Annotated in this window: 5 protein-coding genes and 1 riboswitch; all 5 genes read right to left on the bottom strand. The window is 41.9% G+C overall.

The annotated features are described in order from the left end of the window. Positions 1 to 42: 42 nt before the first annotated feature. The 5 genes from ribE (WAM07_RS11230) to WAM07_RS11250 all read right to left on the bottom strand — a co-directional run bounded on the left by ribE (WAM07_RS11230) (position 43) and on the right by WAM07_RS11250 (position 5,859). Complete coding sequence (gene ribE / locus WAM07_RS11230) at positions 43 to 513, bottom strand: 6,7-dimethyl-8-ribityllumazine synthase (RefSeq protein ID WP_422166901.1); 471 nt, start codon at positions 511 to 513, stop codon at positions 43 to 45. A 16-nt stretch (positions 514 to 529) separates the two neighbouring features. Then, positions 530 to 1,723, bottom strand: a complete 1,194-nt coding sequence (locus WAM07_RS11235) for a bifunctional 3,4-dihydroxy-2-butanone-4-phosphate synthase/GTP cyclohydrolase II (RefSeq protein ID WP_422166903.1) — start codon at positions 1,721 to 1,723, stop codon at positions 530 to 532. Between the two features lie 16 nt (positions 1,724 to 1,739). Continuing rightward, positions 1,740 to 2,390, bottom strand: coding sequence for a riboflavin synthase (ribE, locus tag WAM07_RS11240; RefSeq protein ID WP_422166904.1), 651 nt, complete (start codon positions 2,388 to 2,390; stop codon positions 1,740 to 1,742). Then, complete coding sequence (gene ribD / locus WAM07_RS11245) at positions 2,371 to 3,486, bottom strand: bifunctional diaminohydroxyphosphoribosylaminopyrimidine deaminase/5-amino-6-(5-phosphoribosylamino)uracil reductase RibD (protein WP_422166906.1); 1,116 nt, start codon at positions 3,484 to 3,486, stop codon at positions 2,371 to 2,373. Before ribD ends, ribE (WAM07_RS11240) begins: the two co-directional genes overlap by 20 nt. 133 nt (positions 3,487 to 3,619) lie before the next feature. Then, a riboswitch (FMN riboswitch) is annotated at positions 3,620 to 3,769 on the bottom strand. A 419-nt stretch (positions 3,770 to 4,188) separates the two neighbouring features. Beyond that, positions 4,189 to 5,859, bottom strand: coding sequence for a hypothetical protein (locus WAM07_RS11250; RefSeq protein WP_422166907.1), 1,671 nt, complete (start codon positions 5,857 to 5,859; stop codon positions 4,189 to 4,191). Between the last annotated feature and the right edge of the window lie 36 nt (positions 5,860 to 5,895).

Here is a 5,895-nt window from a genome sequence, read left to right on the forward strand (position 1 = left end):
AAAAAAACAGGCTGCCGCTGATTTGCGACAACCTGTCCACTTTTACTGATCAAATGTTTTCATTAATGTAGCCATTTCAATGGCTCCTGTCGCGGCTTCCCAGCCTTTATTGCCTGCTTTAGTTCCCGCACGCTCAATGGCCTGCTCAATCGTATCCGTCGTAACAATCCCAAAGATGACAGGAACGCCGCTTTGTTGAGAAGCCTGCGAAACTCCTTTCGCAGCTTCTCCACATACGTAATCAAAATGAGGAGTAGATCCTCGAATTACGGCACCCAGAGTAATTACGGCATCGTAGTTACCGGTTTTAGCCATTTTAGAGGCTACAAGAGGAATCTCAAATGCTCCCGGTACATGAGCTGTTTCCACTCCGTTCATATCCACTCCATGGCGTTTTAGAGCATCCAAAGCTCCCTCATACAGCTTACTCGTAATAAAATCATTGAACCTTCCTACCACAATACCAACTTTCAAACCAGTTCCTACTAAATTTCCTTCATATGTCTTAACCATCTTATTCCGCTCCTTTTTATAAATGAAACATATGTCCCATTTTAGACTTTTTAGTTTTCAAATAAAGTTCATTTTCCTTCCGGGACTTCATCTCAATGGGTACACGTTCCACTACTTCAAGATTGTACCCTCTAAGTCCGGAAATCTTTTTAGGATTATTGGTAAGCAGATTAAGTTTTGAGATACCTAAATCTCTTAAGATTTGAGCTCCCACCCCATAATCACGCAAATCAGGGCCAAATCCCAATTTTTCATTAGCCTCTACAGTATCAAGCCCCTGCTCTTGAAGCTTATACGCTCGCAGCTTATTCACAAGACCAATGCCTCTGCCTTCCTGCCGCATATATAACAGGACGCCGCTTCCATTCTCAGAAATCTGCCTCAACGCATTATGAAGCTGCGGACCGCAGTCACAACGGTAAGAGCCAAATACGTCGCCCGTCAGACATTCTGAATGAACACGGACCAATGTTGGTGTCTCAGGATCAATTTCTCCTTTAACTAAAGCAATATGTTCTTTATAGTCAATATCGTTCGTGTAAGCAATCGCCCTGAAGTCCCCATATTCCGTCGGTAAAGCAACTTCTACTTCTTTATTCACATGATTTTCAATTCGATACCGATATTGAATTAAATCGGCAATCGTAATCATTGGAATATCGAATTCATCGGCCATTTCGCGTAAATCAGGAACTCTCGCCATCGTACCATCATCTTTAATAATTTCACAGATTACTCCAGCAGGCCTCGCTCCTGAGAGCTCCGCTAAATCTACGGAAGCTTCCGTATGACCGGCTCGGCGCAGCACGCCTCCTTCTTTAGCAATCAGCGGGAAAATATGCCCGGGCTTTTGAAAGTCTGCGGCTGTCGCTTGAGGGTTCAGCATTTCCCTAATGGTAAGAGCCCGCTCATCAGCCGAGATGCCGGTTGTCGTATCCTTATGATCAATACTCACTGTAAAGGCTGTCTGGTTAGGATCCGAATTTTGATCCACCATCGGCATCAGTTCCAGATGATCGGCCAAACCACTGGTAACCGGTGCGCATACCAGTCCACGTCCATGCTTGATCATAAAGTTGATCATCTCCGTACTTGCGTATTCAGCAATCCCGACAAGATCCCCTTCGTTTTCACGGTCCTCGTCATCACAGACAATTACCAATTTCCCCTGCTTCAATCTTTCTATGGCTTTTTCAATTGTATCAAACATTACTTCACCTTCTTTTCTAGGCAAAACCGTTATCAGACAAAAACTGTTTGGTCATTGTCGATTTCGGCTGCTCTGAGTGATCTCCCTTTAAAAAATGGGCAACATACTTACCAATCATGTCACATTCTATATTCACGCGATCTCCGTTTTCCTTTTGCCCCAGGACGGTATGTTCCATCGTATGAGGAATCAGGGAAATCGTCACGCGGCTGCCTTCTACCCCAAATACGGTTAGAGACGTACCATCTACCGCAATTGAACCTTTATACACAAAATAATGAATAAGTTCTTCCGACATCTCGATTTCATAATATACCGCGTTTGATTCAGATTTTTTTGAAACAATAGTCCCCGTTCCGTCAATATGACCGGATACGAGATGACCACCGAATCTGCCTCCAGCAGCCATAGCCCGTTCAAGATTCACGGGGCTCCCCTGCTTTAATTCACTTAGATTCGTAGCTCTATAAGTTTCAGGCATAATATCAAATTCTACGGAACGGTCTGTATAGCTGGTTACAGTTAAGCAGACGCCATTGATTGAAATGCTGTCTCCTAACTTCACGTCAGATAGCACTTTCTCCGCAGATATACTAAGTTCCAGAGACTCGGTTTTACTTTTAATAGAATGTAAAGAGCCGATCTCTTCAATAATCCCTGTAAACATTGATTTCCCTCCTTCTTACAGACACAATTTTTATATCCTCCCCTATTTGTTCATGGGATACTACCTGATAATCAGGTGCGTTTTTCAATTCGCTGATCCCCTTTCCTGCTACTGGAGAAGATGCGTCTTTTCCTCCAATCAGTTTAGGGGCGATATAGGTGATGGTTTCTTCTACTTTTCCAGCTCGAACAAAAGCATCAGCAATGGTTCCTCCGCCCTCTACTAGTAAAGAAGTCATTTTTTGTTCTCCTAAGTACTGCAGAGCCTGATGGATGTCTATCTGGTCTACATCCTGTTGAATAACTCTAATATGGTCAAGATCCTGAAGTTTTTGGACCGTATTCTTTGAGGCATGCTTACCGGTAAAAATCCAGGTCGGAGCTTCCTGATTTTGAATAAGATTAGAAGACAATGGAATCCTGAGCTTGGAATCGAAAACCACACGAATCGGATTTCTTCCTTTTCCTTCTATTCTTGTGGTCAATTTAGGATCATCCAACAGGACTGTCTGAATTCCCACAAGGATGGCATCCGATAAATGACGATAGGTATGCCCGTCTTCCCGTGCTTCTTTTCCTGTAATCCACTGACTTTCGCCTGTGGTTGTTGCAATTTTTCCGTCTAAACTCATGGCCGCTTTCAAGCGTACATAGGGTTCCCCTGTCTGGATAAAGTGAAAGAAATCCTTATTGAGCTGATCCGCCTCTTCAGTTAAAACATTGGTTTCAACTTCAATGCCGGCTTCCCTCATCATATTTATACCTTTTCCTGAAACCTCTGGGTTAGGGTCATGGGATGCTATAACCACCCTCTTAATCCCGGCATCGATGATCGCTTTGGCACAAGGAGGGGTTTTACCGTAGTGGCTGCAAGGTTCAAGTGTTACATAGATTTCTGCACCCTTCGCTTTTTCTCCGGCCATCTGGAGAGCATGAACCTCTGCATGAGCTTCTCCAGCCTTCACGTGTACGCCCAGTCCTACCAATTCATTATCTTTGATAATTACTGCTCCAACAGATGGATTGGGGCTGGTTTGACCTACTGTTTCGCCCGCCATCTGAATCGCTGTCTTCATATATCGTTCATCACGGCTCATGTTCCCGCCTCCTTACGATGAATAAAAAAATAAACCCTGAAGAAGACATACTTCCCCAGGGTTTATATTACTTTTGATTTGCATACGCCAAATAAACGGTACGAGTCTACTTCTCTGGTACCTTGGCATGCTCCACATCCTTCTCCCATCCAGACTGTAACTGTCGGCTTTGGTGTTTCACCAAATCAGGAGGAAGAGTGCTTTACACTTCTTCCCCGTCGCGGGCTTAGAACAATTGTTCATCACCGCCGGCTGGGATTTTCACCCGACCCCGAAGGACTCTGTATTCTTTTGTATTACTATAAATATATATGAAATGACGCAAACTCGCAATTCTTTAGGTTTATTTCTTGAACCTCACCCATTTAACCATGAGTTGAGCCGTCCGCTAATGGCAGATATAAACGTCTTTCTTCTCCCCATTCGTCTGTATGTTAACCATTCATGTGTGAATAATAAAAGAAAATGGGAGGTCAGGTACTTGCCGTATATAGAGACAGATACTTCGTTTCATGCCCTCTCAACGTTTATCCGTGAAATGAAAACTTAGCCGATGACCTTCTTTAAGATTCTCTTTGAAGATCAAGTATCTAATCCTTGCCACGCTAAGTTCTTCACTTCTACATAATTGGTGAAATACAGCTATTTAAAAAAGAGGAGCTTCTTAATAGAAGCTCCTCTTAAGTTGTGCTAACAAAATGATTATAAAAATATAGGAATGTATTGCTCCTGTAATAGATCGATCCTTATTTGTGCACTTCCCTGTAAAGATCGTTTATGAGCGCCATGCCCCCCGGTACTATCTGTATGCCACACAAAATAACTGTTTTGCAATTGATCTTTGATTGGACTCACATAATCTTGATCGTATTCATAATGAGTTGACTCGTTCCCATTATCAGAAATAAATGAGTACGTTTCTCTTTCCATTTTGGAAAGCATGGGTAGTTTCAGCCAGTCTACTTTCACTACTTTATCCCAGGCAATTGGTTGTTTTAAAATCCGGACGGTACGTTTATGAGAGTCACTTACATAATGAATATCAACCGCAAGTATTCCACTTAGGAACACTGTAGATGAGTGTGGAAGCACATGAGTTTTTACAGACTGCAGATTACAGTCTAAGTTTAGAATTTCAAAGATGTCATCCGAAAGATTCAAAGATTCGAGGATGTGGATATCAACGTTCAGCCTGGCAAGCACTACAGGCACCTTAATTAAAAGAGGTTGCTTTTTTTCCGCAACTATTGAATCAACCTGTGCGATCGTGTGTTCATTTTCTTTTGACGAAACTTCCTGCAGACGGTTTTCTGGTAAAGTATCCATTTCTTTTAGTTTTGTGGTCAGAAAGGGAGGGCAGAATTCGCGCTTTAGAATATCCGAAAATCCATTTGACAGTGGCAGGATATCTGTTAAATAAACGATTGGATCTTCCTCATATTCATCCGTGGAAAATGATAATTCCTGCTCCAAGGACGAAGAAGATTCTAAATCTAATTCTTCAATTCCACGAGAACTTTCTGATGAAGACTCTGTGAGCATGTAAGAAATTTCTCTATAGAGGTCCTGCTCACTTATATGGGAAGGATTATTGTCTGAATCCTGGTCTACATTATGGTGCATCTCCGCTGACTGGCTGCTTTCCATTTGAGATACATAATGGTTTTTAAAACTCACGTATTCATTGGAAGACTCATTCTCAATCGATGAAACAATATCCTTTAACATGGAGTAATCTTCTCCAAAGGTAGTTTCCTGCTGTGGATCTCTATGCTCAAATGACTGAGCACTTATTTCCATTGATGATGATTCACCTAACATTGAAATAAATTCTTTTAAGAACGAACCGCTTTGATCATTATGACCAATAGATTCCTTTTTTACTGGATCCATCTTCCCCCTCCAGCCAAACTCATTTTCATTTGAACGTGCAGCTAGATCCTCTTGCATTGGCGGAGCGGTTTCATGATCATTCAAAGCCATGGTTTTCTTCAGGTTGTTAAAATATTCTCTTCGGTTTGAGGAAAGACGTTTTCTCATTTCCGCAGCACTGTCTGCTTTATTCTTTTTACTTTTTATTTTTCTTTCAGACATCTTTTCATGCTCAGAAACTTCCTTTATCTCTTGATCAAATACCTCTGGTGGTGAAGCAATAACTGGACGGAGTTCTTCTGCTTTCTTTTGAGGAGAATAGATTCTGTTCTTTTTTAATAGGTTCCTTGCTTCCTGTTTTTTCTCTTCAGGGTGGGGCTCACGATGTTCTTCCGTAAGATCACCTTCAAAATTTCCACTTGAAGAAGTTGTAAGCTTTCTTCTTGAAAGATGAGGGTTTCTCCATTGTTTTTGAATGAACGTGTTCTTATCCCTTTTCATAGACCCTTGAAAGGTGCTTTAGTCAGAGCATCCTTT

Source organism: Halobacillus sp. (assembly GCF_049282395.1).
Classification (GTDB): domain Bacteria; phylum Bacillota; class Bacilli; order Bacillales; family Halobacillaceae; genus Halobacillus.

Excerpts from the sequence above, each read along its gene's own strand:
- ribE (WP_422166901.1), bottom strand. The coding sequence starts at position 513 with ATGGTTAAGACATATGAAGGAAATTTAGTAGGAACTGGTTTGAAAGTT.
- WAM07_RS11235 (WP_422166903.1), bottom strand. The coding sequence starts at position 1,723 with ATGTTTGATACAATTGAAAAAGCCATAGAAAGATTGAAGCAGGGGAAA.
- ribE (WP_422166904.1), bottom strand. The coding sequence starts at position 2,390 with ATGTTTACAGGGATTATTGAAGAGATCGGCTCTTTACATTCTATTAAA.
- ribD (WP_422166906.1), bottom strand. The coding sequence starts at position 3,486 with ATGAGCCGTGATGAACGATATATGAAGACAGCGATTCAGATGGCGGGC.
- WAM07_RS11250 (WP_422166907.1), bottom strand. The coding sequence starts at position 5,859 with ATGAAAAGGGATAAGAACACGTTCATTCAAAAACAATGGAGAAACCCT.